Source organism: Bacillus sp. z60-11, assembly GCF_046464135.1.
Classification (GTDB): Bacteria; Bacillota; Bacilli; order Bacillales; family Bacillaceae; genus Bacillus; species Bacillus sonorensis_A.
Genome location: NZ_JBIYSN010000006.1, coordinates 78,427 through 104,749 on the forward strand (window position 1 = coordinate 78,427; position 26,323 = coordinate 104,749).

Annotated in this window: 25 protein-coding genes, 1 pseudogene and 1 other annotated feature; of the genes and pseudogenes, 6 read left to right on the forward strand and 20 right to left on the reverse strand. The window is 47.7% G+C overall.

The genetic code is table 11. The annotated features are described in order from the left end of the window. Nucleotides 1-82: 82 nt before the first annotated feature. From pheT to ACINLD_RS16760, 3 genes are all read right to left on the reverse strand, one after another. The gene (pheT, locus tag ACINLD_RS16750; RefSeq protein ID WP_077736227.1) at nt 83-2,497 is read right to left on the reverse strand and encodes a phenylalanine--tRNA ligase subunit beta; all 2,415 of its coding nucleotides are present in this window, start codon (nt 2,495-2,497) and stop codon (nt 83-85) included. Between the two features lie 15 nt (nt 2,498-2,512). Further along, nucleotides 2,513-3,547 (reverse strand): phenylalanine--tRNA ligase subunit alpha, encoded by a 1,035-nt coding sequence (gene pheS / locus ACINLD_RS16755; RefSeq protein ID WP_026588187.1) that lies wholly within the window; start codon nt 3,545-3,547, stop codon nt 2,513-2,515. Between the two features lie 364 nt (nt 3,548-3,911). After that, the gene (locus ACINLD_RS16760) at nt 3,912-4,658 is read right to left on the reverse strand and encodes a TrmH family RNA methyltransferase (protein WP_026588188.1); all 747 of its coding nucleotides are present in this window, start codon (nt 4,656-4,658) and stop codon (nt 3,912-3,914) included. 117 nt (nt 4,659-4,775) lie between these two features. Between ACINLD_RS16760 and sspI the strand changes: the two genes are divergently transcribed. Further along, nucleotides 4,776-4,988, forward strand: coding sequence for a small acid-soluble spore protein SspI (gene sspI, locus ACINLD_RS16765; RefSeq protein WP_026588189.1), 213 nt, complete (start codon nt 4,776-4,778; stop codon nt 4,986-4,988). A 35-nt stretch (nt 4,989-5,023) separates the two neighbouring features. Here the strand turns inward: sspI and cstA are convergent, their stop codons facing one another. Then, complete coding sequence (gene cstA, locus ACINLD_RS16770) at nt 5,024-6,820, reverse strand: carbon starvation protein CstA (RefSeq protein WP_026588190.1); 1,797 nt, start codon at nt 6,818-6,820, stop codon at nt 5,024-5,026. Nucleotides 6,821-6,983: 163 nt separating this feature from the next. Between cstA and ACINLD_RS16775 the strand changes: the two genes are divergently transcribed. Genes ACINLD_RS16775 through ACINLD_RS16785 form a run of 3 tightly spaced genes read left to right on the forward strand, consistent with a single transcriptional unit; the run spans nt 6,984 to nt 9,022 of the window. Beyond that, a complete protein-coding gene (locus ACINLD_RS16775) occupies nt 6,984-7,580 on the forward strand; it encodes a TetR/AcrR family transcriptional regulator (RefSeq protein WP_026588191.1) in 597 nt (198 codons plus the stop codon). Nucleotides 7,581-7,590: 10 nt separating this feature from the next. Further along, entirely contained in the window at nt 7,591-8,070 is a 480-nt protein-coding gene (locus tag ACINLD_RS16780) for a PH domain-containing protein (RefSeq protein ID WP_026588192.1), read from the forward strand. Continuing rightward, nucleotides 8,057-9,022, forward strand: a complete 966-nt coding sequence (locus ACINLD_RS16785; RefSeq protein ID WP_077736226.1) for a PH domain-containing protein — start codon at nt 8,057-8,059, stop codon at nt 9,020-9,022. The genes ACINLD_RS16780 and ACINLD_RS16785 overlap by 14 nt, the downstream gene beginning before the upstream one ends. A gap of 239 nt (nt 9,023-9,261) precedes the next feature. Here ACINLD_RS16785 and ACINLD_RS16790 read toward each other — a convergent pair whose 3' ends face one another. From ACINLD_RS16790 to ACINLD_RS16835, 10 genes are all read right to left on the reverse strand, one after another. Beyond that, nucleotides 9,262-10,770 carry an alpha-N-arabinofuranosidase gene (locus tag ACINLD_RS16790; RefSeq protein WP_077736225.1) on the reverse strand — a complete coding sequence of 503 codons (1,509 nt, stop codon included), beginning with the start codon at nt 10,768-10,770 and terminating at the stop codon, nt 9,262-9,264. 35 nt (nt 10,771-10,805) lie between these two features. After that, the gene (locus tag ACINLD_RS16795; protein ID WP_026588196.1) at nt 10,806-11,648 is read right to left on the reverse strand and encodes a carbohydrate ABC transporter permease; all 843 of its coding nucleotides are present in this window, start codon (nt 11,646-11,648) and stop codon (nt 10,806-10,808) included. Beyond that, nucleotides 11,648-12,592, reverse strand: a complete 945-nt coding sequence (locus tag ACINLD_RS16800) for a carbohydrate ABC transporter permease (protein WP_026588197.1) — start codon at nt 12,590-12,592, stop codon at nt 11,648-11,650. The genes ACINLD_RS16795 and ACINLD_RS16800 overlap by 1 nt, the downstream gene beginning before the upstream one ends. Nucleotides 12,593-12,623: 31 nt before the next feature. Beyond that, entirely contained in the window at nt 12,624-13,904 is a 1,281-nt protein-coding gene (locus ACINLD_RS16805; protein WP_372709695.1) for an ABC transporter substrate-binding protein, read from the reverse strand. A 30-nt stretch (nt 13,905-13,934) separates the two neighbouring features. Next, nucleotides 13,935-15,125: a sn-glycerol-1-phosphate dehydrogenase gene (locus ACINLD_RS16810; protein WP_077736224.1), complete on the reverse strand. Its 1,191-nt coding sequence runs from the start codon at nt 15,123-15,125 to the stop codon at nt 13,935-13,937. 16 nt (nt 15,126-15,141) lie between these two features. Next, a complete protein-coding gene (gene araD / locus ACINLD_RS16815) occupies nt 15,142-15,828 on the reverse strand; it encodes an L-ribulose-5-phosphate 4-epimerase (protein ID WP_277691401.1) in 687 nt (228 codons plus the stop codon). Nucleotides 15,829-15,855: 27 nt separating this feature from the next. Next, nucleotides 15,856-17,535, reverse strand: coding sequence for a ribulokinase (gene araB / locus ACINLD_RS16820; protein ID WP_077736222.1), 1,680 nt, complete (start codon nt 17,533-17,535; stop codon nt 15,856-15,858). Nucleotides 17,536-17,546: 11 nt separating this feature from the next. Beyond that, nucleotides 17,547-19,028, reverse strand: coding sequence for an L-arabinose isomerase (gene araA, locus ACINLD_RS16825; protein ID WP_026588202.1), 1,482 nt, complete (start codon nt 19,026-19,028; stop codon nt 17,547-17,549). Between the two features lie 272 nt (nt 19,029-19,300). Continuing rightward, entirely contained in the window at nt 19,301-20,224 is a 924-nt protein-coding gene (locus ACINLD_RS16830; RefSeq protein WP_179115754.1) for a glycoside hydrolase family 43 protein, read from the reverse strand. A 192-nt stretch (nt 20,225-20,416) separates the two neighbouring features. Next, nucleotides 20,417-21,502 (reverse strand): M42 family metallopeptidase, encoded by a 1,086-nt coding sequence (locus ACINLD_RS16835; RefSeq protein WP_026588204.1) that lies wholly within the window; start codon nt 21,500-21,502, stop codon nt 20,417-20,419. A gap of 171 nt (nt 21,503-21,673) precedes the next feature. Between ACINLD_RS16835 and ACINLD_RS16840 the strand changes: the two genes are divergently transcribed. After that, nucleotides 21,674-22,075 (forward strand): sigma-w pathway protein ysdB, encoded by a 402-nt coding sequence (locus ACINLD_RS16840; RefSeq protein ID WP_077736220.1) that lies wholly within the window; start codon nt 21,674-21,676, stop codon nt 22,073-22,075. A gap of 13 nt (nt 22,076-22,088) precedes the next feature. On the opposite strand, the gene ACINLD_RS16845 is transcribed toward ACINLD_RS16840, so the two are convergent. The 5 genes and pseudogenes from ACINLD_RS16845 to ACINLD_RS16865 form a co-directional block, all read right to left on the reverse strand. After that, nucleotides 22,089-22,355 carry a DUF1294 domain-containing protein gene (locus ACINLD_RS16845; RefSeq protein WP_026588206.1) on the reverse strand — a complete coding sequence of 89 codons (267 nt, stop codon included), beginning with the start codon at nt 22,353-22,355 and terminating at the stop codon, nt 22,089-22,091. A 99-nt stretch (nt 22,356-22,454) separates the two neighbouring features. Beyond that, complete coding sequence (gene rplT / locus ACINLD_RS16850; RefSeq protein WP_003222420.1) at nt 22,455-22,814, reverse strand: 50S ribosomal protein L20; 360 nt, start codon at nt 22,812-22,814, stop codon at nt 22,455-22,457. Between the two features lie 33 nt (nt 22,815-22,847). Beyond that, a complete protein-coding gene (rpmI, locus tag ACINLD_RS16855) occupies nt 22,848-23,048 on the reverse strand; it encodes a 50S ribosomal protein L35 (protein WP_003184267.1) in 201 nt (66 codons plus the stop codon). Nucleotides 23,049-23,065: 17 nt separating this feature from the next. After that, on the reverse strand, nt 23,066-23,584 hold the full coding sequence (gene infC, locus ACINLD_RS16860) for a translation initiation factor IF-3 (RefSeq protein WP_111304963.1): 519 nt from the start codon (nt 23,582-23,584) through the stop codon (nt 23,066-23,068). A gap of 68 nt (nt 23,585-23,652) precedes the next feature. After that, nucleotides 23,653-23,784 (reverse strand) — a sequence feature (ribosomal protein L20 leader region). 140 nt (nt 23,785-23,924) lie between these two features. Next, nucleotides 23,925-24,079 (reverse strand): annotated as a pseudogene (locus tag ACINLD_RS16865) (LrgB family protein); the annotation flags it as partial. 238 nt (nt 24,080-24,317) lie between these two features. Here ACINLD_RS16865 and ACINLD_RS16870 point away from each other — a divergent pair. Beyond that, nucleotides 24,318-25,871: an alkaline phosphatase D family protein gene (locus ACINLD_RS16870; protein WP_077736219.1), complete on the forward strand. Its 1,554-nt coding sequence runs from the start codon at nt 24,318-24,320 to the stop codon at nt 25,869-25,871. A gap of 177 nt (nt 25,872-26,048) precedes the next feature. Here ACINLD_RS16870 and ACINLD_RS16875 read toward each other — a convergent pair whose 3' ends face one another. Continuing rightward, the gene (locus ACINLD_RS16875; RefSeq protein WP_163170537.1) at nt 26,049-26,201 is read right to left on the reverse strand and encodes a hypothetical protein; all 153 of its coding nucleotides are present in this window, start codon (nt 26,199-26,201) and stop codon (nt 26,049-26,051) included. Between the last annotated feature and the right edge of the window lie 122 nt (nt 26,202-26,323).

Consider the following 26,323-nt stretch of genomic DNA (forward strand, 5'->3'; position numbering starts at 1 on the left):
GGCGTCCTGCATGAAGCGGCAGGCGCCCTTTTTGCACTTTCAAAAACACCGGCCCCCAACAGGGACCGGCCGTTTTCGTATTTTATCCTCTCAGCACAGCCTGATGTGTTTCCTCCAGCGCTTTCAACACTGTGTCGTGAACTTTCGTCACTTCTTCTTCAGTAAGCGTCTGTTCAGGATTCAAATATTGCAGGCTGAAGGCGACGGATTTTTTGCCTTCTTCCATGTGCTCGCCTTCATAGACGTCAAAGACGTGCACTTCCTTCAACAATGCGCCGCCGGCTTTTCGAATGACATCCTCAAGCTGGCCGCTGGCGATGCCTTTGTCTACGACCAGCGCGATATCGCGGGTGACGGACGGGTATTTCGGAATGGCCGTATACGTAATCTCCGGCACATCAACCGCGAAGAGCTCATGGAGATCAAGCTCGAATACATAAGTCTCATGGAGATCAAGCTCTTTTTCAACCGATGGATGAAGCTGGCCGATGAATCCGATTAAAGAGCCGTTGTACAGAATGTTGGCCGTTCTCCCCGGATGGAGCTCTTTTCTTTCAGACTGGACGAACTCAACGCCCTCTTTGATGCCGAGCTTGTCAAATAAGCCTTCGACTATGCCTTTTACAACAAAGAAATCGACCGGCTTTTTCTCCCCTTGCCAGAGGTTTTTGTGCCACAGACCTGTCACAGCTCCGGCGACGTGTTCTTTTTCGACCGGTTTTGTCTGTTCTTCGGCTTTTAAGAAAACCGAACCGATTTCATAAAATGCTGCTGAATCGGTTTGTCTTGCCAGGTTGTAGGATAACGAATCAAGCAGATTCGGCAGCAGGCTGTGCCTCAAGACGCTTCTTTCCTCACTCATCGGCAGTGAAAGGATCGTTTTAAACGATTTCTCCAGCGCGTATGCGGTCGCTTTTTTGTCGCTTGTCAGTGAGTAAGTGATCGCCTGAGAAAGCCCGGCTCCCTCCAGGAAGCGTCTGACTTTTCTCCGTTTTTCCTGATAAGGGGTCAATCCGCCGCTAAAGCCGGTCAGTTCAGGCAGTGATGACGGAATGTTGTCATATCCGTACAATCTTGCAACCTCTTCAATCAAATCTTCTTCGATCGTGATATCGCCTCTTCTTGAAGGGACGGTGACGATCAGCTCGCCGCCCGTTTCTTCAACGGAAAACCCGAGTCTTTGAAAAATGCGGACCATTTCCTCTTCACTGATGGACATCCCGAGAACTTTTGTGACTTTTTCAGCGGACAGGCTGATGACTCTGTCTTTCACGTCAAGGTGTTTTTCCTGAACCGTGCCCTCTAAAACGGTGCCCCCCGCATAGCGGCTGATCAGGTGTGCTGCACGTTCTGCGGCAGGGAGAACACGAGCTGGATCGATGCCTTTTTCAAAGCGGACGCTTGATTCACTGCGCAGTCCAAGATCTTTGGAAGCTTTGCGGACAGTCTGTCCGTTAAAATATGCCGCTTCCAGCAAAATCGTCACCGTATCTTCGCGGACTTCGGAATCCGCTCCCCCCATGACCCCTGCGACGGCTTGCGGAAGAGAGCCGTTTGTAATGACGAGATGGTCGGCTGATAGAGTTCTTTCTTCATCATCAAGCGTGACCATTTTTTCATTTTCCTCCGCTTTGCGGACGACGACCTCTTTTGAGCCGAAGCGGTCATAATCAAAAGCGTGCAGCGGCTGGCCGTATTCCAAGAGCACAAAGTTGGTAATGTCGACGACATTGTTGTGCGGCCTGATTCCGGCGTTGATCAGCTTCGTCTGCATCCACAGCGGGGACGGCCCGATTTTGACGTCTTTAATGATTTTCGCCGCGTATAAAGGATTGGCTTCTGGATCTTCAATTTTGACGGAAATATAGTCTGCCGCTTTTTCGGCGCCTGCTTGATAAGCCGTCTCAGGGAGCTTGACTTCGCGGCCGAGAATCGCAGCCACTTCATAAGCGACACCGAGCATATTCATGGCGTCGGCGCGGTTTGGCGTCAGTCCCAGCTCCAGCACCGCATCATCGAGCGCAAGGCTGGTGAGCGCATCCGTGCCGATCTCGGCATCGCTCGGAAATACGAAAATACCTTCCGCATATTCTTTTGGTACAAGCTTTCCTTGAATGCCGAGCTCCTCTAAAGAGCAGATCATGCCGTTTGAAGCTTCGCCGCGAAGCTTCGCTTTTTTGATTTTAAAATTGCCCGGCAAAACCGCGCCGACCGTTGCGACGGCTACTTTTTGCCCTCTGTCCACATTCGGGGCTCCGCAGATGATTTGCACCGGCTCCTCCGCGCCGATATCGACAAGACATTTATTTAATTTATCGGCGTTCGGATGCTGCTCGCGTTCGAGAACATGCCCGATGACAACACCTTTGATTCCTTCCCCTTTATATTCAACGCCTTCCACTTCAATCCCGCTTCTTGTGATCTTTTCAGCGAGAATATCCGGCGTCATTCCGTCTAAATCCACGTATTCTTGCAACCATTTATATGAAACAAACATCACGCGTCCTCCTCTTTAAGCCTGTTTAAATTGAGATAAAAATCTGACATCGTTTGTATAGAAATGGCGGATATCATCAATTCCGTACTTCAGCATCGCGATCCGCTCAACACCCATTCCAAAAGCGAAACCCTGATATTGTTTGGAATCGAAACCGGCCATTTCAAGCACGTTCGGATGCACCATTCCCGCGCCGAGGATTTCAATCCAGCCGGTCTGCTTACAGACTGAGCAGCCTTTTCCTCCGCATTTGAAGCAGGAGACATCGACTTCGACAGACGGTTCTGTGAACGGGAAAAAGCTTGGTCGAAGTCTGATTTCGCGATCTTCGCCAAACATTTTCTTCGCTACGGTTTCAAGCGTGCCCTTCAAATCGCTCATGCTGATGTCGCGATCGACGCAAAGCCCTTCAATCTGCATAAATTGGTGGGAGTGTGTCGCATCATCATTGTCGCGGCGGTATACTTTTCCCGGACAGATGATTTTGACCGGGCCTTTCCCTTCATGCTTCTCCATCGTACGCGTCTGAACAGGAGAGGTCTGTGTTCTCATCAGCGTATCTTCGGTGATGTAAAAGCTGTCCTGCATATCCCGGGCCGGGTGCTCCTTCGGAAGGTTGAGCGCTTCAAAGTTGTAGTAGTCCGTTTCCACTTCCGGTCCTTCTTCAACTGAATACCCCATGCTGATAAACAGGTCTTCAATATCCTCGATGACGATCGTTAACGGATGGCGCGCACCCGTTTTGACCGGACTTCCCGGAAGCGTGACATCAATCGTCTGTTCTTTCAGCTTTCTTGCCACTTCTTCTTCTTCAAGACGGGCATTTTTTTCAGCGATCGCGCTTGCAATCGTCTCCCTCACTTCGTTTGCCAAAGCGCCCATTTTCGGTCTTTCTTCAGCAGACAGCTTTCCCATCCCGCGAAGCACTTCTGTAATCGGTCCTTTTTTTCCGAGATATTGAACGCGGACATCGTTGACTTCCTTTAATGATCCTGCGGCTGCGACTTTTTCAACCGCTTCTTTTTCAAGCCGTTTCAGCTCTTCCTGCATCTTAATAATTCCTCCTTTTATGTAGCTCACATTGTTTCGCTGCAATAAAAAAAGCCCCTTTCTTCATGAAAGGGACGACTTGTGGCCCGTGGTACCACCCTTTTTTAAACAAAGCGAAAAAAAGCTTTGTTACTCACTTCATTGGCATAACGGATTTGAATCCGGTTCACCTTTACACACCTTTTAAGAAAGATGTGGTCCCGGTGACAACTCAAGAGGTGAAGCGTTTTGACACCGGCCATAAAAATGCTTTCAGTCTAAGGCATTTTCTCCCTTGATGGCGGAGTGGTCAAAACAGTCCTCTGTCACTGTTTTTAAACATATTAAATTCATTATAGTGAATTCCTTTTTCTTGTGCAACCGGTTATCCGCGGAGATGGTATAACAGCACCGCTGCGGCGGCTGCCACATTCAAGGACTCCGCTTTCCCGTAAATGGGAATGTAAAGATTTCTGTCCGTCTGTGCGAGCAGTTCGGGATCAACCCCAGAACCCTCATTTCCGATCAGCAGCGCAAACGAGTCTGACGGCTCTGCTTCTTTAAATGGAACGGCATGTTGCAGCGCAGTTCCATAGACGGGGATTTGTTTTTCCTTCAACTCTTTCATCAGCCCTGAAAGCTCAGCTTTGATAATCGGAATATGAAAATGTGATCCTTGCGCAGATCTGAGCGTTTTGGCGTTATAAGGATCAACCGTCCCATGGCCGACAACCACGGCATCGATTCCCGCGGCATCGGCCGTGCGGATGATCGTTCCTAAATTGCCGGGGTCTTGGATAGCATCTGCAAGGAGCAGTTTTTCATACTGAAAAGGACCGCTGTCGGGCATTCGGCAGACTGCGGCGACAGACTGGGGAGTCTCGGTTTCTGAAATGGCAAGAAACGCGTCGCGGCTGACAAGATAGCAGGCTATATCCGGATCCAGCCCGTCCGGCATATCAGCTTCATCTAAAATGATGATTTCCTTGACAGTGCCCGGTGTTTTCAGCGCTTCTTCAAGAAGATGCTCCCCTTCTATTAAGAAAGTATTGGTTTTTGTTCGTTCTTTTTTCGTGTGAAGTTTTTTCCAATCCTTCACTTTTTGGTTTTTGGCTGATTCAATATGTTTCAAATCGGTTTGGCTCCTTTTGTTTCGCGAATAGTCACATTATATCTCATGAATGGTACATAATAAACCCGATAGTGAGGCAGAATATAGAAAACCAGAAGATGAAATGGAGTGAAAAAGATGGATTTGAATTTGCGCCATGCGGTGATTGCCAATGTATCAGGAAATTCACAGGATGAGCTTGAACATACGATTGTCGATGCGATTCAAAGCGGTGAAGAGAAAATGCTTCCCGGTTTGGGCGTATTGTTCGAGGTCATTTGGCAGAACGCATCAGAAACAGACAAAACCGAAATGCTTGAAATGTTGGAGCAAGGGTTGAAGACGAAATAAACCGGACGGCCGAACAGGCCTCCGGTTTATTTTGATCAGCCGGGAATGGAAGGCTCCATCCTTAAGGAAGGATCGCGCCAAATCTCCGTCCACTTTTTAATGGCGGCCGCCATAATCACCAATCCCAAAACGAGCATCACAATCGATAAAATGCCGTTCAACACGCTGTAGCCGCCGGCTTCTGCATTGAAGTAAACGTGTCTGATCATCCAGTACCCCGCATAATTGACGGTCACATACAAATAGGCGAGCGGAATAAGACACGTCAGCATATATCTTCGTTTATCCGCGATTTTTAAAATGACGGTCGCCCCGATGATCAGTCCGACGGATGCCATTAGCTGATTGGATACGCCAAACAGCGCCCAAATGGAGCTGATGTCCCCGGAATAAAGCAAATACCCCCACATGAAGCAGGCAAGAGCGCTTGCTATTACTGACCCCGGCAGCCAATCCGTTTTTTTGAGCGGTTTGTACACTTCTCCGAAAAAGTCTTGAATCAAATAGCGGGCCACCCTTGTTCCGGCATCAATCGCCGTTAAGATAAAGACCGCCTCAAACATAATCACAAATTGAAAGAAATATGAGGCCAAATGGCTGAAAAACGGGATATCTGTAAAGATATAAGCCATGCCGACGGCGAGCGTAACAGCTCCGCCCGTTCTTCCTTCCAAATCAAGCCCGATCTCCCGGCTGAGCTCCGGCAGATGGACGGTATCCATGCCAAGCGTCCGAAAAACCTCAGGTGCGCTGTTGATCGCAAAATAATCGCCTGGCTGCAATGCAGTCGCCGCGATCAACGCCATAATCCCGACGAGACATTCGACAAGCATGGCGCCAAAGCCGACAAATTTCATATCGCTCCATTTGTCGAGCATTTTCGGCGTTGTGCCGGAACCGACAAAGGCGTGAAAGCCGGAAATGGCTCCGCAGGCAATCGTAATCGAAATAAACGGCCACACTGGTCCCGGCGAAACGGGGCCTCCCCCGCCCGTAAACTCGGTGAATGCCGGAAACGGGATCGCCGGATTCACGATGAATACACCGGCTATCAAAGCAATGAATACACCGATTTTCATAAAGCTGCTCAAATAGTCGCGCGGTGCGAGCAGCAGCCAGACAGGCAGGGCCGCTGCGAAAAACGCGTAGACCGGAAGCGCGATGGAGAGCGTTTTCATATCAAGCGTCAAGGCCTCTCCCAGCGGCGTATTGGCGACTGACGGTCCGATGAACACGCCGGCCATCAGCAGAATAAACCCGACCGTTGACGCGAGCTTCAGGTTTCCTGTCTTTTTATAAAATAAACCGACACCCATGGCGATCGGTATCGTGATCGCGACCGAGAACGTCCCCCACGGATTGCGCTCAAGCGCGTGGAGGACAACCATCGACAGTCCCGCCATCGTGATCGTAATAATAAACAGCATCGCCAGGCCCGTACAAAACCCGGCGACAGGTCCGAGTTCTTCTTTAGCGACTTCTGAAAGCGATTTACCATTCCTCCGCATCGACGCGAATAAAACGACAATATCGTGGACGGCTCCCCCGATGACCGCCCCGATCAACAGCCACAACAGCCCCGGCAAATAGCCGAACTGCGCAGCCAAAATCGGCCCGACGAGCGGCCCCGCGGCCGCGATCGCTGCAAAATGATGACCGAAAGACACCCATTTGTTTGTCGGCACATAATCTTTGCCGTCTTTTTGGAGATGGGCAGGAGTCGGTTTGTCGTCATCCACCTTCAGCACTTTCACCATCATAAACGTTCCGTACAAACGGTAGGCGATCGCCAATATACAGATGGAAGCGATCACAATCGTAATGGCATTCATCCAATTCCTCCCTCCTTGTTGTCCTTTTTAACATAGCTTATATTTTTTGTAAGCGCAATCATCTTTTTTCAAAAAAGACCTCCCCTCATTCTTCGATTTATATAACAGTTAAAAATGGATGTTTTAGATTGACGCTTTAGCACGATCGTACTAAAATGAGGTCATGAATACAAAAACACAAAAAAGGCGACTGCAAATTATTGAAGATGCTATTCAAGTGCTTGTGGAAGAAGGTTATGCGAATGCCTCTATCGGCAATATCGCAAAAAAGGGGGGAATCAGCAAAGGGGTTGTAACGTATCATTTTCCAAATAAATTACAGCTTATGAAGGCTGTTGTGGAGCATTCCTATGGACTTGCAGCACCTTATATGGAAAAATTCATGGACGGTTTAGACAGTGCTCCGGCCACACTCCGCGCGTATATTGAATCAAATCTCAGATTCATGTATGAACATCGAAAATACGTGACCGCAATCATTGAAGTGGTTTCCAACTTACGAACAGAAAGCGGTGATCTGTTTTATCAGAATGAAGATGAATCAATATATGAGCCGCTGATTGAAATTTTTAAGTGGGGACAGGAAATAGAAGGGAGTTTCAGAGAGTTTTCCCCGCAAATTATGGCTAGAACCGTGCGAAGCGTCATCGATTCATTGGGACCCAAAATCGCAAATCATGATATATCAGATATAGAGTGCACGATATCTGAAATTGCAGATACGTTCGATTATGCAACGAGAAAAACACCTAAATTATAGGGGGGCTATCGTGATTACTGACGAATTTAAGAAAATAGACGAAAAAATTGTTGTCGTAAGGAAGCTTGAAGGTATGATCACATTATGCGTCTATGCATGCACAATCCTTGTAGTGCTTTACTTTACTTTAACATTCGGCTGGCCGAAATGGATATTGGCTGTCATCACATGTTTCGCTATAGTCTCTGTACCGTTTGAACTTTATTTTTTACCGAAGTGGAAATATGAATTTTGGCGATATCGTCTAAGTGACTTAAGCATCCAAATCCATAAAGGAATCATTTTCAAGCGAAAAATATTAGTTCCTGTGGGGAAAGTCCAGCATGTCGAAGCAAAACAAGGTCCTATTTTAAAAAAGTACAACTTATATACAGTGACGTTATCCACGGCAGCCGGCAGCCACGAAATTTTGGGATTAGCCGAAAAAACAGCCGATTCCGTACGTAAGGATATTGAAACATATGCGAGGTTAAGCGATGAACAAGTCTGAAAAATTAATAAAACATCTCCATCCCATTTCGATTCTTTATTTTATGATGAAGGCGGGCAAGGAATCTTTATCATTTATTTGGTTATACCCGCTGCTCATTTTATTGATTCATAAACAGTTAGGCAGCCAAATTCCCGCTTTGATCATCGGCGTCTTTCTCGTTATTTTTCTCATGATGGTATTGATCATGATTGGTGTATTAAGGTGGCGGGCATTCACCTACCAGATACGCGAGAAATCGATATATATAGAATATGGTTTGTTTATAGTCAAGAAAAGATGGGTGCAGCCGGACCGCATTCAGTCCATTGATTCTACGGTCCGTCTATATGACCATTTATTTTCTACACGAACTTTAACGATTGAACTTGCCGGAGGAGATGAATCCAGCAACACACTCAGTTGTATTTCAAGAGAAGAAGAACAGCGCATTCGAACGGTTTTAAATGCAGAGTCAAAAAGCAAGCCGATCGAGCATGGCGGAGCGTCAATGTTTCAATTGTATAAAAAAGATCTCATTTTACACAGTCTGCTTTCCCCTAAATTCGGGATTGTGCTTTCATTATTATCACTAGGATTATTGAAATATTTGGATATATCGAAAGAAACAGATCGATCCGCTTTATTTACTAACTTATCAAGCTGGTTCGGTTCTAACTGGATCATCGTCGTGATGGTCATCATCGTACTTCTCTCGTTTGCACTTTCATTGTTATTAACATTTGTAAATGATTATCATTTCACATTAAAGAGGAACAGCAAAGGCGAACTCGAAATCGAACAAGGCCTGTTTGAGAAGAAAAAACGAACGATCGACGAAAACAGGATACAGGCCATTCTAATCATCGAGCATCCGCTTCACCGCCTCCTGGGATTTGCATCAATCAAAGCTGTTGTGATTCGTAATCGGCCAAATGAACAAAGCAGTAAAACGATCACCCTCCTTCCTTAGCATGCCGATAAAGATGGCGCCTCCCTTTAAAAATGAGTTGGTAAAAGGGGAGCGATCAATCACTTCCGTCATAAACAACAGCAAAAGGTATGCTAAAAATCCGTACATCAAAAAGCAGTGAGCAGCTGACATAAACGTCTTCATATATCCTCCTCCCCTTGTTGATCTTATTCTCCGGCATGAATGTGTAAACCTTTTTACACCTGAAAAAAACCGGCACAGCGGCCGGTTTTTTAAAATCATTGTTTCTTCAGTCTGATTACATTCCAGGAAAGTTTCGGAAGATGAGCTGTCAGTCTGCCGTCACATACTTTGGCGTCTCCGCCGCAATGAGGGACGACATTGTTTTTGTCTTTCTCATTTGTCGCTTTATTGTCTTCGTGCTCAAGGACGATATGCTCTGTCACAGTGTATCCCTCAAAGCTTCTCATATCAGCCTCCATTTCCAGGACGCCGTCTGTCGCGCGGTTTACAGCAAACACCGTTAGTTCCTCTGCTTCTTCATTGAAAACAGAAACGGACTCCAAATACGGAACATCTGTGAAGTCTTTACTGTCATACTTCGGTGATGAAACTGCCGTCTGCAATACGGTTCCCCGGCCGTAAACAGAGGCGTGCATGAACGGATAGAAGATCGTTTGCCGCCATGCTTCACCGCCTTTGTCTGTCATGATCGGCGCGATGACATTGACGAGCTGGGCGAGGCAGGCGATTTTGACGCGGTCGGCGTGCTTCAGCATCGTGATCAGCATGCAGCCGACAAGCAGCGCATCTTCGAAGTTATAGATATCTTCGAGGAGGTGCGGCGCTTTCGCCCAGCGCTCGGCTTCTTTGTCTTTTTCATTGGAATGATACCAGACATTCCATTCATCGTAGGAAAGATGAATCGTCTTTTTGCTGCGTTTTTTCGCCTTCATATAATCACAGACAGAGACAACCGTTTTGATGAAGTGATCCATATCAAGCGATCTCGCTAAATAGTTCGGCAGGTCATTGTCGCGATTGCCGTAGTACGAATGAAGCGAAATATACTCAACATGCTCATACGTATGGTCAAGCACTGTTGTTTCCCAGTCGATGAATGTCGCCATGCCGCTTCCGGAGCTGCCGCAGGCGACAAGCTCGATCGATGGGTCCGTCCATTTCATGACTTTTGCTGCTTCAGCGGCAATCCTTCCGTATTCTTCGGCTGTCTTGTGGCCGATTTGCCACGGACCGTCCATCTCATTGCCGAGGCACCAAGTTTTGATCTTATGCGGCTCTTTATAACCGTGCGATTTTCTCAAATCGCTGTAGTAAGAACCTGACGGGTGATTGCAATATTCAACAAGATTGCGGGCCGCATCAATTCCTCTCGTACCGAGGTTGACGGCCATATTGACTTCGGCGCCGACAAGCTTCGCCCAATCCATGAATTCATTCGTACCGATCAGATTCGGTTCTGTCGTCGCCCATGCCAAATCAAGCCTTGTCGGCCGGTTTTCAACCGGACCGACGCCATCCTCCCAATTATACCCGGATACAAAGTTGCCGCCGGGGTACCTGATAAACGGAACCTTCAGCTCTTTGACCAGTTTGATGACATCCTTGCGGAAACCCGATTCATCAGCCTCAGGGTGGTCCGGTTCATAGATTCCTTCATATACCGCTCTGCCAAGATGCTCGATAAACGAACCGTATATCCGTTTGTCAATTTCTGCAACCTTCAATTCTTTGTCAATCGTCATTTTCGCCTTTTTTTCCGTCATTAAAAAATCATTCCTTTCAAATTAAATATGTTGAATCAGCCTTTGATTCCGCCTGCGGTCAGCCCTGATACAAAATACTTCTGGAAGAACAGGAATATCAAAATCACAGGCAAAATCGCCAGCACCGACCCCGAGATCAGCATGTCGTAGTTATTTCCATAAGGACTAAGCAAAGCGGACAGCCCGATTGGAAGCGTAAACATTTCTTTTGACCGTAAAACGATCAGCGGCCATAAAAAATTGTTCCAGCTGTTTAATGACTGCAGGATGACCATCGCCCCGAACGCCGGTTTCATAAGCGGCGCCATAATCCGGAAAAAAATGCCGAATTCGGTGCAGCCGTCCATTCGCGCCGAGTCAAGCAAATCTCTCGGCAGACCGAGCGCATACTGTCTGAAAAAAAATACGGCGACAGGCGACACGATAAACGGGAGTATCACACCGGCATATGTGTCGACAATGTGCAAAGAAACCGTCATTTTAAATAAAGGCAGCATTAAAATTTCGATCGGCACCATCATGATCAAGAGCACAAACACAAACATCAGGTTTTTCCCTTTAAAATCGTATACGGCAAGACCGTAGCCGACCATCGAAGAAAACAGAAGCGTCAAAACAGTTGAAATGACAACGAGGATCAGGCTGTTCGAAAACCATTTAAAATAAATGCTTCCACCGTTAAATAAATAAGTATAGTTGTCAAGGCTCAGGATGTCAGGACTCAGCTTTAAATTCAGCCCGAAGCGCAGCAGCTCCGAAGATGGCTTAAGCGAGCCGAGCACAAGGCATAAAAGCGGGAACACAAACAAAAAGCCCAAAATAGCAAACAGCAGAAATAAAGCGATTTTTGCGATGTTTAAGCCTCTGGCAGGACGCATTAATAGCCCTCCTTTTTAAATGATCCAGACAGCTTTAATGAAATAAGGCTGGCGATGAAAATAATGATCAAGAGCACGATGCCGAGCGCCGCGCCGTAGCCCATGTTGTTGTAGGCAAGCCCCTGCTGGTAAATGTATCCGACCATCGTCAGGCCGATATTGCCAGGCGAGTTGTTCTGCCACAGCACATAGCTTTCTTCAAACATCCGAAAGCCGCCGATGATGCTGATCGTCAGCACGTAGACGGTGACCGGTTTGAGGAACGGAAGCGTGATATGAAAAAACTTTTTAAACGTGCCGGCGCCGTCGATTTCTGCCGCTTCATACAACTCTTTGGGCACGTTTTGCAAGCCGGCCAAAAAGTAAAGCACATTGATGCCCATCCATCTCCACGATGCGAGCATGACCATTAAAAACATTCCGGTATGCTCATTGTTCAGCCAGTTTTGCGGTGCAGCCCCTAGCTTCGTCAAAATCGAATTCGCCAGTGATGTATCCATTTCCCCGAAAATCAGCCGGAAAATGATGCCCGCCACAATCGTTGAAGTGAGAGCCGGGATGAATAATGCGGATTTAAACACGTTTTTAAACTTCACCAGCTTCGAATCCAAAAAGACGGCAAGGATAAGCGGAACCGGTATTAAAATCAACAATGTCCAAAAGGTATATTTCATGGTGTTAAAAAGTGCAGTATAGAAAGTAGGATTGTTTAATGCTTTATAGTTCTCCACCCCGATGAAGCGGATGTCGCCGGGGAGAATGCTTTGAAAGCTCATGATGACGACGCTGATAAGCGGATAAAGAAAAAATATGCAAAAGGAGAGTACGAAAGGTGCTGTGAAAATATAGGGTGCGGCTTTTGCTGAATATAACAAATTTCTGATCTTTCTTTTTCTCGCTACCGGCGGAAACGAATGCACTGTATCTGTTTTAACAGTCTTCAAGTTATCGCCTCGCTTTAACAGTAATGAAAGACTATGGCCCCTTCACTTCAGCGGCTGCTTTGTCCAATGCTTCTTTCGGCGTTTTACTTCCGGTTTTCAGCGCTTCATATAATACATTTTTGTTCACCAAGTCGGAAGTTTTCGCATAATCCTCGTGTAAATAAAGCGGGTTGATTTCATCTTTAATGTCAAGAAGCATCGAAAAAATATCGCTGCCGTTTTGAAAATATTTCGTGTATTGATTCGGTTTTTTCAATTCTTTAGAATCCCACACATCCCATCTGAGCGGATCGAATCCGAGCACTGTCCACAGTTTGATATTGCCTTCTTTTGATGCTTTCGCGAACTTTAAAAAGTCCTTGGCCAAATCGACGTGTTTCGCTTGTTTCGGAATGGCGGTGGCTGTGCCCCCCATGCCAGCCGACCGGTCTCCTCCTTCTTCGAAGGCAGGAAGCGGTCTGATCGCGATTTTCCCTTTTAAGTCAGGCATATAATCCAAAAACCTGCCCATATACCAGATCGGCATTAAGACGGATGCCGCCCCGCCCTGGTTCATAAATCCGTAGTATTCCTCGCTGTGATGGTTACCTCCAGGCGTGGTGATCGCGATTTTATCTTTTTCGATAAGCTCTTTCAAAAATTCAAGTGTTCTCACATTTGTTTCATTATTTAATGTCAAATTTCCGTTTTGATCAAAGTATCCTGAACCTTGCTGGGTTAGCAGCGGCAAAAAGGAATTCGGATCGGTTGTTTCGATCGTCGTCATCGGTTTGCCGACGGCTTTGACAACCTTTTTGCCCGCTTCCCTGTAATCCTCCCAGGTTTTGATGTCGTCCGGATCGACCCCGGCTTTGTTTAAAATGTCCATGTTGTAGTACATCACGGTCGTTCCGACATGCGTGCCAAGTCCATACAGCTTTTCATCCTTGCTGTAGAGGGTCAGCCTCGCTTCAACGAACTTGTCGCGCTCCTTCTCAACCAAGGAAGTTAAATCTGTCAGAGGAATATCCGATCCTTTCAAAAAATTGGAGAATCGTCCGAGTTCAATATCGGCGAGATCTGGGACGCCTTTCCCCGCCAGCAGTGAAATTGACAGGTTGTCATGCATTTGTCCATATGGATACACAACCGTATTCAGCTTAATTTTGCGCTTAGGGTATTTCTTGTTCCATTCTTTCACCATTTCTGCGTAAAACTGTTCATGGAGCCCATTAAACGTCCAAAAAGTCAGCTCGGTGGCATCCTGTGTTTGCTCAGAGGCAGGGCTTGCCCTGCACCCCGTCAAAAGCAAACTTGCGGAAAGCGTCAGCATCAGAACATATGAAAGGAACTTTTTCACGTTTTACCCCCTTTCATGGAATGGCCTCAACTCAGGTAAAAGGCCGTATTGATTGATGATTTTGAGTCCCGTATACCGATCTCTGAGGTGGTGGGCGTTCTTCAGCGCTTCATTAAGCAGATGCTGATCGACATCCAGTTCTTGAAATGATACGGGCCCGCCGATTCGCCTCATCCAGTCGGCCATTTTGTCACCGGCGGGAAGGTTTTGATAAGCAGAGGAAACGGCTTTCCCGACTTGTTCATCATCCCATGTGAGATCTTTAAGGGATCGATAAACATCGGCCAGCATAATGGCGGCGCAGCCCACTTTTGCACCGTGAAGCAACTGCCGCTTCCCATCTTCAAGCGCTTTCATTTCCAGGTAATGTGAAAGGTGATGCTCGCCGCCAGATGCCGGTCTTGAATGATCAAGCACCAGCATGACAAGGCCGGAAATAACGAGCGATTCCATCAGTTTTTCAATGCCTGCGCGCGTTTTTGCCGCAATCTCATCTATACTGGACAGACACTGTTCAAGCGCTTCTTTTGTGGCGGCGCAAGCGGCCGGACAGTGGGGCTCATCTGCAAGCAGACGGGAAATGTCCCAGTCTGCAAGCGATGTCACTTTGCCGAGCATATCGCCGAACCCCGCAGCGATCATTTTCTGCGGAGCATTTCGCAAAATCTCAAGGTCGGCAAATAATGCAAGCGGCGCAACCGTTTGAATCGTCTGCTTCTTCCCCTTCAAAATCAGCGGCGCACCGGCTGAAGTAAACCCGTCAACCGATGGCGCCGTCGGCACGGAAATAAACGGAATCCCGCGCTGGCAGGCGCAAAATCTGACGATGTCATGGATCGTGCCAGAGCCGGCGGCGATCAGCACATCCGTGTCCATCGGCACGCTGATCAGCGCACTGACCAACGTTGTTTCATCTGCCGTGACATCGCCGGCTTCATTCGCCTTCAGCTTGACCGGGACGGTTCTCACTGTGCTCTTCAGAAGATGCAGCAGCCTTTTTCCGGCGATTTGCTCAGTCGTTTCGTCGCAGATGATGGCAGCTTTTTGAAAGCCAGCCGATTTCACGTATTCCGGGAGCTCCTCGTCGACGGCATGTCCGCCAATGGCTATTTTTTCGACTGTCAGCGGATGATGAACAGATCCGCACTCGCATGAACCTAAAGTATTGTTGATATAAGAAATCAGGTCCTTCATTGAACCGTTGCCTCCTCTATTGGCCGTAATACGCGTCAGCTCCATGCTTCCGGAAAAAATGCCGATCCTGTAAAGCACTGCTGATCGGGTGAAGAGACGGATTCAGCATCAGAGAGTGATAGGCCATTTTGGCCACCTCTTCTAGAACAACGGCGTTGTGGACGGCTGTCAAAGCATCCTCCGCCCAGCAAAACGGACCGTGGTTGTTGACGAGAACCCCCGGAACATCGCGATAATCAAGGTGCTGAAATGTTTCCGCAATCACCTTTCCCGTATTCAATTCGTATTGGCCGGAGATTTCCTCGGCGTACATCTCCCTTGTACATGGAATATCACCGTAGTAATAGTCGGCATGTGTCGTACCCAATGACGGAATATCCCTGCCGGATTGCGCCCAGCTCGTCGCCCACGGGGAATGGGTATGGACAATACCGCCTATCGTCGCAAATTGTTTGTAAAGATAAAGGTGTGTCGGTGTATCGGAAGACGGCTTCAGTTTGCCTTCTACGACCTCGCCTTCCAAGTTCAAAACGACTAAATCTTCCGCTTTTAACTCGCTGTATTTCACACCGCTCGGCTTAATGACCACCAGCCCTTTCTCGCGGTCGACGCCGCTCACATTCCCCCATGTAAATGTGACGAGGCGGTGCTCCTCAAGCTGTAAATTCGCTTTTAAAACCTGTTCTTTTAACGCTTCCAGCACAAGTTTCCCCCTCCTTTTAATGATCGTTTAGCGGACGGCCGGGCTGACGGACTGGATGTTTTTTAATTTTTTGAGACGCTTCATGACATCGTTTTGTTTTCCGAAATACGTATACAGCGCCTTGTATTCCTCATATAGCTGATCATACAATGCGACGTTTTCCGGTATCGGTTTGTACGTATGCTCTTTGATTTTGCCCATATGTCTGACAGCATCTTCGATATGATCATACCCGCCGTTTTCGCTTCCGGCAGCAAGGGCTCCGAATATCGCAGATCCTAAAGCGGGAGCCTGCGGAGAGCCGGAAATTTTGATTTCCATGTTTGTCACATCAGCGTAGATCTGCATGATGAACGGATTTTTTTCGGCAATTCCGCCCGCGGCATACAGCTCTTCGATCGGTACGCCGCTTTGTCTGAACGTTTCAATGATAATTCTCGTGCCGTAGGCGGTCGCTTCCACCAATGCCCGGTATATGTCTTCCGGCTTTGTGGCGAGCGTCATCCCCAGCATCATTCCCGTCAAGTCCGCATCGACCAGTGTCGAACGGTTGCCGTTCCACCAGTCCAATGCAAGCAGCCCGCTTTCGCCGATGCGCAGCTTGTCGGCTTTCTCGCTCAACAGCTCAAAAATCGTGATCCCTTTTGCTTCCGCTTCTTTCATATAGGATTCCGGTACAAAGTGCTCAATCATCCAGTGAAAATGATCGCCGACACAGGACTGACCCGCTTCATAGCCGACATATCCCGGGAGAATGCCGTTTTCAACGACACCGCACATGCCCGGCACCATCCGGATATCCTCGCCGAGCAGCACATGGCAAGTGGATGTCCCCATGATCATCAGCATTTTTCCCGGTTCCGTGATTCCGACGGCCGGCACTGAAACGTGGGCGTCGACATTTGCGACGGCAACCGCCGTTCCCGGTAAAAGACCTGTTTTGGCCGCCATTTCCGCAGTCAATCCGCCAGCTTTTTCTCCAACCGAATAAATGTCTTCCGCTAATTTTTCCTGAACGATTGTTTCCAGCTTCGGATGCAAAGCCGCGAAAAAGTCGCCGGATGGATAGCCGGTCTTATTGTTCCAGATCGCTTTATAACCGGCTGTACAGTTGTTTCGTTTTCTGTTTCCGCAAAGGGTGAAGACGATCCAGTCGGCCGCTTCCATCATTTCGGCCGCCGCGTCATAAATGTCAGGCGCTTCTTCTGCGATTTGCATCACTTTCGGCACAAGCCATTCAGAAGAAATTTTCCCGCCGTATCTTTTCAGAAAATCTTCATTTCTCTCCTCTGCGATTTGATTGAGCCGGTTTGCGTGCTCCTGTGCAGCATGGTGCTTCCAAAGCTTCACATAGCTGTGAGGTTCTGCGGCGTATTCAGCCCTCATGCATAGCGGTGTCCCGGCTTCATCAACCGGCAGAATCGTGCATGCGGTAAAATCGATGCCGATGCCGATGATGTCTTCCGGAGCCGTTTTCGATTGCGCCAAAAGGCTTGGAATCGTTTCTTCCAGCACTTCAATATAGTCCGCCGGGTGCTGAAGCGCCCAGTCCCTCGGAAGCTTCCGTTTTGTTCCGGGCAGTTCATGGTCAATCACGCCGTGCGTGTACTCTTTTACAGCAGTCGCAACCTCCTCACCGGTCCTGACATCGACCAAGACAGCTCTCCCCGATAACGTTCCAAAGTCAACCCCGATTGTGTATGACATATGCTCACCCCTTAAAACATGCGAAGCCGATGTGCAGCTTCACTCCATTTGAGTTCGTTCCGCAGGTTTGGAATCGTTGTGCCGCGATTGATCAAAACTGCTTCAATACCTGACATTTCAGCCCAGTCGAGCAATTGTTCAGCGGTCAGCTGATAAGAAAGGCATGTATGATGCGCTCCACCTGCCAAAATCCAGGCCTCCGCAGACGTTCTGAGAGACGGCTCCGGCTTCCAAAGGACGCGGGCCACCGGAAGATTCGGCATATCATGCTCCACTTTTTGAGCTTCCACTTCATTAATCACGAGCCGGAAGCGCCCGCCCAAGTCGACGAGAGAGGCATTAACAGCGGAACCCGCGATTCCGTCAAACACGAGCCGGGCCGGATCATCTTTGCCACCCATTGACAGAGGATGGACTTCAATTCTCGGCTTGCTGTCGGCAATTGAAGGACATACCTCAAGCATGTGCGAGCCAAGAATCATTTCATTGCCCGGTTCAAAGTGATAAGTGTAATCTTCCATGAATGATGTCTCTTTTCCGTCTGCCATCACTTTCATCATGCGGACGAGAGCCGCCGTTTTCCAATCTCCTTCTCCTCCGAAGCCGTAGCCCTCAGCCATGAGCCTTTGGACAGCCAAACCCGGCAGCTGCTTCATGCCGTACAGATCTTCAAAGGTCGTCGTAAAGGCGGTGTAGCCGCCGCCTTCGAGAAAGCGCTTTAATCCAAGCTCAATCCGGGCCTGCTCTTTCACGGATTCACGGACGCCATCTCTTTTCGGCCAGTCGTAGAGCTCCTCATATTCGGCCAGCAGCTCGCTTAAGCTTTGTTCTGATACCGCGTCGATCTCCCGGACGAGATCGCCGATTCCATAGCCGTCAACAGTCCAGCCGAACTGAATTTGTGCTTCGATTTTATCCCCTTCCGTCACAGCAACATTGCGCATGTTGTCGCCGAAACGGGCCACTTTGATATGACGGCTTTCAATGTAAGCCACCGCAGCGCTCATCCAGCGATCGATCGACCGTTTCACATCCTCGTCTTCCCAGTAGCCGGCAATGACCTTACGCGGAATGCCCAGTCTTGTTCCGATAAAGCCATATTCGCGGTCGCCGTGGGCAGATTGATTGATATTCATGAAGTCCATATCGATTTGGTCCCATGGAATGTCCCTGTTGAACTGTGTATGAAAATGAAGGAGCGGTTTATTCAGCTCAGAAAGGCCCGGAATCCACATTTTTGCCGGTGAAAATGTGTGCATCCATGTGATGACGCCGGCGCATGTCTCATCCCTGTTAGCCTCTTCAAAGAGCTTTCTGATGCCATCAAGCGAGGTCGCAACCGCCTTGTACTTGATGTTGAACTTCAATTGGCCGTCATTTAATCCTTTGCAGATGATGTTTGAATGATCTTCAACTTCCCTTACGGCCTCTTCTCCATATAAATGCTGACTGCCCGTCACAAACCAAAATTCATGCGTTTTTGACTGAATCAAGATGTTGCCTCCTTTGCATTTAAGGTATTGTGGAACATTAGTAAACTATTAAAACGCTTACATAAACATCTGGCCAATCTATTCGGTACCGATGATGATGATTCTATATGTACGTACAATTAATAATAAAAAATATATTTGTACGAACAAGTTTATTATATTAATAAGACCACATACTGTCAATTTAATTTCCGGTTTGTTTGGCAATTTTTTTTGACAATTCGCAAACAAAAAACGCCAAGCAGCAGAATACCGCTTGGCTCTAAGAACGATTAATACCTCGGCCACCCTTGGGAATCCCAGTACAAATCGTTGATCAGCAATTTGGAAACCCCATTGTCAAGAGCGTCATAGCCGTGTCTGACAATAATGGAGTTGTTCAGCACATCCTGATGTCCAGGTCCTTTCCAGCGTTCGTTTCCGGCGTCCAATATCGTCCCCCCGCCGTTCAGCATGTTTCGGCCGCTCTTGTCATAATAAGGCCCCGTAATATTTTTCGAACGGCCGTAGGCAATTTTATACGTGCTGTCGATCCCCTGGCAGCAACGGTCAAATGAAACGAATAAATAATAGTAGCCGTCTTTGTACGTAATGTTCGGAGCTTCAACAGCTCCGCCATTATTCGGCCTTGAAGCGATCGAATACAGCTCCCCCGTTGGCTTCATCGTATTTTTATCAAGCTTTGTCAACTTGATGCCGCTCCAAAACGAACCGAAGGAAAGCCATGGATTCCCGTCTTTATCAACCACCAAGTCTCCATCTATCGCATTATAATTGTTTGCAGAAGTCGACCTGATGACAAGCCCGTCATCGCGCCACTGGCCGGAAGCGATCCGGTCTGTTGAAGCCAGCCCGATCGCAGAAGTGTTTGAGCCGAATGAAGAAACGGAATAGTAAAGCCAATACCGCCCGTTATAGTAACTGATATCAGGCGCCCATTGATGCGCTTCGTGATTTGGTACGTACATCTTCCACCATGACAATGGAGTTGGAAAGATGCTCGGCGCTGCGCTCCATGTGATTCCGTCAGCTGATTTGATGACGCGCAGTCCGCTGCCAAGACCGGTTCCAAAGGTGTACCATGTATTCCCTTCTTTAATGATGGAAGGGTCATGAATAAAGTTGTCTCCTTTCGTATCCCAAAATGCAGCCGAAGCTGCTTGAGGCGTTGAAAAAGCCGTGATCAAACCAATCATCAAAGCCGCCGTCAAAGAAATTCCTTTCAAAACGCGCTTCACTAAACCACACTCCTATCCATCATATTGCACGACAAAAACAAACGGTCCCCCTCCCTTGTAATTTTTTGGAACATTGTTATATATGTAAGCGTTTTCTAAAATATTCTAAAAAAAGCAGACAGCTTACAAAACTGTCTGCTTAATCACCATTCAATCAAATGTAATATGTTGAACTGTTTCTTTGTCTAACCTTTTGACGACTTCGGTAATTAATTTCACCGCATTTTCATAATCATCGCGATGGAGCATAGCCGCATGTGTGTGGATATAGCGGGTCGCAATCGTAATCGACAGAGCGGGCACTCCGTTTGCTGTCAGGTGGATTGAACCCGAATCGGTTCCTCCGCCTGAAAGAGCGTCAAATTGATATGGAATCCCGGCTTCGTCCGCTACTTTTGTGACAAAATCGCGAAGCCCTTTATGCGATACCATTGAGGCATCGTACAAAATGATCTGCGGTCCTTCGCCCATTTTACTAGTCGACTCTTTTTCTGTAATTCCCGGTGTGTCCCCGGCGATTCCGACGTCAACACCAAAGGCGATATCAGGCTTGATTGTGTGTGCGGCCGTTTTTGCGCCGCGCAGTCCGACTTCTTCCTGAACGGTGCCGACACCATAGACCACATTCGGGTGATCGGCTCCTTTCAAATTTTTCAAGACGTCGATGGCAATCGCACAGCCGATGCGGTTGTCCCATGCTTTGGCAAGCAGCATTTTCTCATTGTTCATGACCGTAAATTCGAAGTAAGGCACAATTTGGTCTCCCGGAAGAACGCCCCATTCCATCGCTTCCTCACGGCTTGAAGCGCCGATATCGATGAACATGTCTTTGATGTCGACCGGTTTTTTGCGCGCGTCAGGCGACAGGACATGCGGCGGTTTTGAACCGATCACACCGGTGATGTCCCCTTTTTTTGTTACGATCGTTACGCGCTGTGCCAGCATGACCTGGGACCACCAGCCACCTACCGTTTGAAACCGGAGATAGCCTCTGTCATCTATGCGTGTCACCATAAAACCGACTTCATCAAGATGACCGGCGATCATGATTTTCGGCCCGTCAGCTTGTCCGGTTTTTTTCGCAATCAGGCTTCCCAGTCTGTCTGTCGTTACCTCGTCTGCAAACGGCTCTATGTATGACCTCATCACTTTTCTCGGTTCTTTTTCATTTGCCGGTATTCCTTTTGCATCTGTTAATTCCTTTAGCATGGCCAGTGTTTCATCGAGTTTTGCCATCAATACATTGCCTCCTTTATTAACCCTCATTACTATTATACAAAAACATGCCTTTTCAATACGGTCAATATTGCCTCTAGCTTTTTTCATAAAAAATGAAACCTTATGTTAATCGGGTCGTATATATTCAGATATACTCATTTTCTTTCAAAAGGGAGGGCTTTTTTAAATATGTTGGTGATCGTGATAAGGCTCGCTTTGCTGGCGCTTTTGATTTATGCCGTATACAGGATCGTTCAGTTTTTAGGAAGTCCGGACCGGAGATTGAAAACAGCACAGGCAAAAAAACATTTTTACTTTTTTGATGAACGAAAAAACACGCGCAAAAATTTCAGATTAACCTTTAAAGGCGTGCTTTTCGAAGGAGAAAAACACATTCCGTCCAAAGACCATCCGTTGTTTATTCACGCGGTTTTCGTCTGGACCGAAAGCCCTGAAGAAAAGCTCGGCGCATTTACAGCCGCGGATTTCAGCGAATTGGAAGAAAAGATTAAACAGCGCTTCCCCGACTGTAAAATCGATTGGGATTCGTCCATCCTAAAGTGGCGAAACAAACAGGCAGAGCAGCAATAGCTTCTCTGCCTGTTTAGTTAAAAGTATAAAAGCCCGTCAAAACAACGTGCGCAATCAGCAAAAGAGGAACCCCGATCTTGAAGGAAAGGTGTTTCGTCTTATGCCTGAACAGGAGCATGCCGCCCCAGACACCCAGGGAGCCGAAAACAGCCGCTGTCAGCCAGATCCGGCGTTCAGACACCCTCCATTTGTTTTTGACGGCTCTTTGCTTATCGCTTTTCATCAATAAAAAACCGTATCCGTTGATGAGGATTACGTATATCAGCAAAATCGTATTCATTTTTTGACTGCTCCTTCATGTTCTTAAGAAAGACGGGACATTCGCCGCGGAAACGCCCCCCTGAAAGCATAAGAAAAAGGCCGAAACCGGCCTTTTTCATTATTTATTCAGTTGCGCTTTAGCAGCATCAGCAAGCTGATTGAATGCAGTAAGATCGTTTACAGCAAGGTCAGCAAGCATTTTGCGGTTCACTTCAATGCCGGACAGTTTAAGACCGTGCATTAAACGGCTGTAAGAAAGACCGTTCATACGTGCTGCAGCATTGATACGAGTGATCCAAAGTTTGCGGAAATCGCGCTTTTTCTGACGACGGTCGCGGAAAGCGTAGTTTCCTGACTTCATAACCTGCTGGTTAGCTACTTTATATAATGTATGTTTTGAACCAAAATAACCTTTTGCTAATTTGAGAACCTTTTTACGACGTTTGCGTGTAACAGTTCCGCCTTTTACTCTTGGCATTTGATTTCCCTCCTAATTATACCTTTTCCGAAATTACTTAATGTTGGCAAGCTGCTGCTTGATGCGTTTGAAATCGCCGGCGCTGACGACTGCGCTTTTGCGAAGCTTGCGTTTTTGTTTTTGAGATTTATTTGCGAACAAGTGACTTGTATATGCATGAGAACGTTTCAGTTTCCCGGAACCTGTCTTTTTAAAACGTTTCGCAGATCCGCGGTGAGTTTTCATTTTTGGCATGGATGTTTCCTCCTTAATTACTTTTCAGTTTTAGGTGCGAGCACCAGGAACATGCTGCGGCCGTCCATTTTCGGCTTCGTTTCAACAGTCGCCACTTCCGCACAGGCTTCTGAAAAACGGTCAAGCACGCGCTGTCCGATTTCTTTATGCGTGATCGCACGGCCTTTGAAACGGATGGATGCTTTCACTTTGTCCCCTTTTTGCAGGAACTTGATGGCGTTGCGAAGCTTTGTATTGAAGTCGTGTTCTTCAATACCAGGGCTCAGCCGAACTTCTTTTAAGTTAATGATTTTTTGATTTTTGCGTGCTTCTTTTTCCTTCTTCTGCTGCTCGAATCTGTACTTTCCGTAGTCCATGATCCGGCATACAGGCGGTTTTGCATTCGCTGCAACCAACACAAGGTCAAGATTTGCGCGACCCGCAATTTCCAGTGCTTCCTGGCGGGATTTGATCCCAAGCTGATCGCCATTTTGTCCGATCAAACGGACTTCACGCGCACGGATACCCTCATTAACCAATTGATCTTTGCTAATAATGAGCCACCTCCATAGAATCTTTGAATTGATTTCACAACTCATTTTGACCGTTTCTTTGCATTTCCACAGGCAAACAAAAAGTGTGGGCATAAAACACCCACACTGCGAACATCTGCATAAAAAATAAGAAATGTACGTTTAACCTGCCAACTACAAGAATGTGTCAATCAGGTGAGAAGCGGGTGCTTCTGCTTGTTGATATATATTCAATTCATTATCCATCTTACATAAACAAATCCTGCAAGTCAAGATATAAAATTTATCACAACATTTGCTATTATAACACGCCGGTTTTGAAATAGCAACGGTGATTTTCATATTTTTCATTCTAACCGGCGATCTGGACGAACAGCGGAATCGCAAATCCGATTGTCGCCGGCTTTAAAAAGACTTCATGATGTCCCCTTCGCTTTTGTCATCCTCATATGTAAAACCGCCTGCTCTCGGAAAGGCGATCCCGGGAATCACAGCGACGAACAAAGGTGTAACCAGAAAAGCCCGTTCGTTTTTTTCTGCTCACTTCTTTTGGCTTGCCGGCTTCATTGTATTCAAAACGATTTTACCGGCACTTGCAGGATATCGGGGCCTGCTGCAGAAAAGAGGCGCTGAAATACAAAATAGCGGAAAGTGAGATCTTTTCGCACGGCAATCAATTCCAATATGTGCTAATTAGCCAATATCAATCGTATAGTGATTAATGTGAACCACATGATGAATAAAGGAGTGGCAGTCAATGAATGATGGAAGACAGCATTTTATTCCTGCTGCGGCATTCAGCTCATCCGTCAAGCGCGGTTTGCTGCCGGAAGACGCTTCTCTCGCCGCCGAAGCGCCGAGATTTGCGGATCATCCGTTTAAGCTCGGCGTTGCCTCAGGGGACCCCCACCCGGACGGATTTGTGTTATGGACGAGGCTTGCGCCTGATCCGCTCGCTGAAGACGGCTTAGGAGGGATGCCGAGCCGGAATGTCCCGGTTCGCTGGGAGGTAGCTGAAGACGAACACTTTCACCGGATCGTCAAACGAGGAACAGCAGCCGCACTCCCTGAGCTTGCCCACTCAGTTCATGTTGAAGTACACGGTTTAAAACCGGGTCGATATTACTGGTACAGATTTAAAGCAGGCCCCGAGATCAGCCGCACAGGCAGGACAAAAACAGCGCCTTCCCCATTTGAAAATCTCAAAGGCATGTCGTTTTCTCTTGCCTCATGCCAGGCATGGTATCACGGATATTTCACCGCCTATCGGCATATGGCAAAAGACCATCCGGACGTTGTCTTTTTCCTGGGCGACTATATTTACGAATATCCCATCAATGCCAAGAACCTTTACCGGGATGTCGAACTGTCGAGCGCACACAACGCCAAAACGGTCACATTAAGCCAATACCGGCTGCGGTATTCCCTCTTCAAAACAGATCCCGACCTTCAGATGATCCATGCGTTGGCGCCTTGGATCGTCACGCCGGATGACCATGAAGTGGAAAATAATTATGCCGGCCCACATTCGCAATACAATACATCACCCGAAGCGTTTCTCCGTCAGCGCGCTTCTGCCTACCAAGCATTTTATGAAAACATTCCGATCCGCGCCGCCTCGATTCCGAACGGTCCTGATATGCTGTTGTACCGGCAGTTCTGCTACGGAAATCTGGCGGAATTTAATGTCCTCGACACCCGGCAGCACCGCGACAACTATCCGGCAAATGAAGAAGAGCGGCTTGATCCAAAAAGGTCGATCCTTGGAAGCGCCCAAGAGCGGTGGCTTTTTGACGGTCTCAGCAAGTCAGATGCGATCTGGAACCTGCTGGCACAGCAAGTCGTCGTCGCGCAAATCGATCGCGACACAGGGCCCGGGGTCGAATACAGTACCGATCAGTGGGACGGATTTCCCGCCTGCCGCGACAGGCTTTTCTCCGCATACAAAGCGTACGGCATCAAAAACCCGGTCGTATTGACGGGAGATATTCACAGACATGCAGCCGCAGACTTAAAAGCCGACTTCAATGATATTCAATCTGAGACGATCGGTACTGAATTGATCACAACATCGATCGCTTCTGACGCCGACGGGTCGGAGACGGATTCTCTGGCGCCGATCTGGCTCGGAAATCCCCATGTCAAATTGTACAATGCCCAGCGGGGGTATGTCCGCTGCACGATGACCCGGTCACACATACAAGCCGACTTTCAGGTTCTTCCTTATATCACCCGGCCAGGCGCTTCAGCCTCAACATATGCCAGCTTTGTCATTGAAGCGGGCCGGCCTGGACTGGAACGAGTACTGTAATACCGTCTGCTTCATAGCAAATGAAGCAGTTTTCAGCTCTTTTGCATAGGTGCGGCTGACCAAACCATTGAACCTTCTTTCACGAAGAGATTATGTCTCGAATGAAGGTGGTCACCAAAAAACCTTGGACTCTCTATTTGCTCCAGAGCGGCCAATGTATGATGGACGGCAGCTCTCTCATTCAGCCTCTGGCGGAAAAAAGGGGGACGTCTGAGCAGCGATTGACAGCACCCGATAGGTCTGCACAGCCTTTGCCTGCTCTTCTTTCCGAATAAAAGATTGGATGAGCGACAGAAAGATAGGCTCATTCCATTTGATCACCATCGGCAAACCGAGGCGTCCCCTTGCTTTCCTTTGATACTGCGTTACATCACAATCCTAAAATCACCGCTTTCACATCCTATTTATCTATTGTAAAATAAATGAGAGAATTCTATAAACTAAAGGCAGAG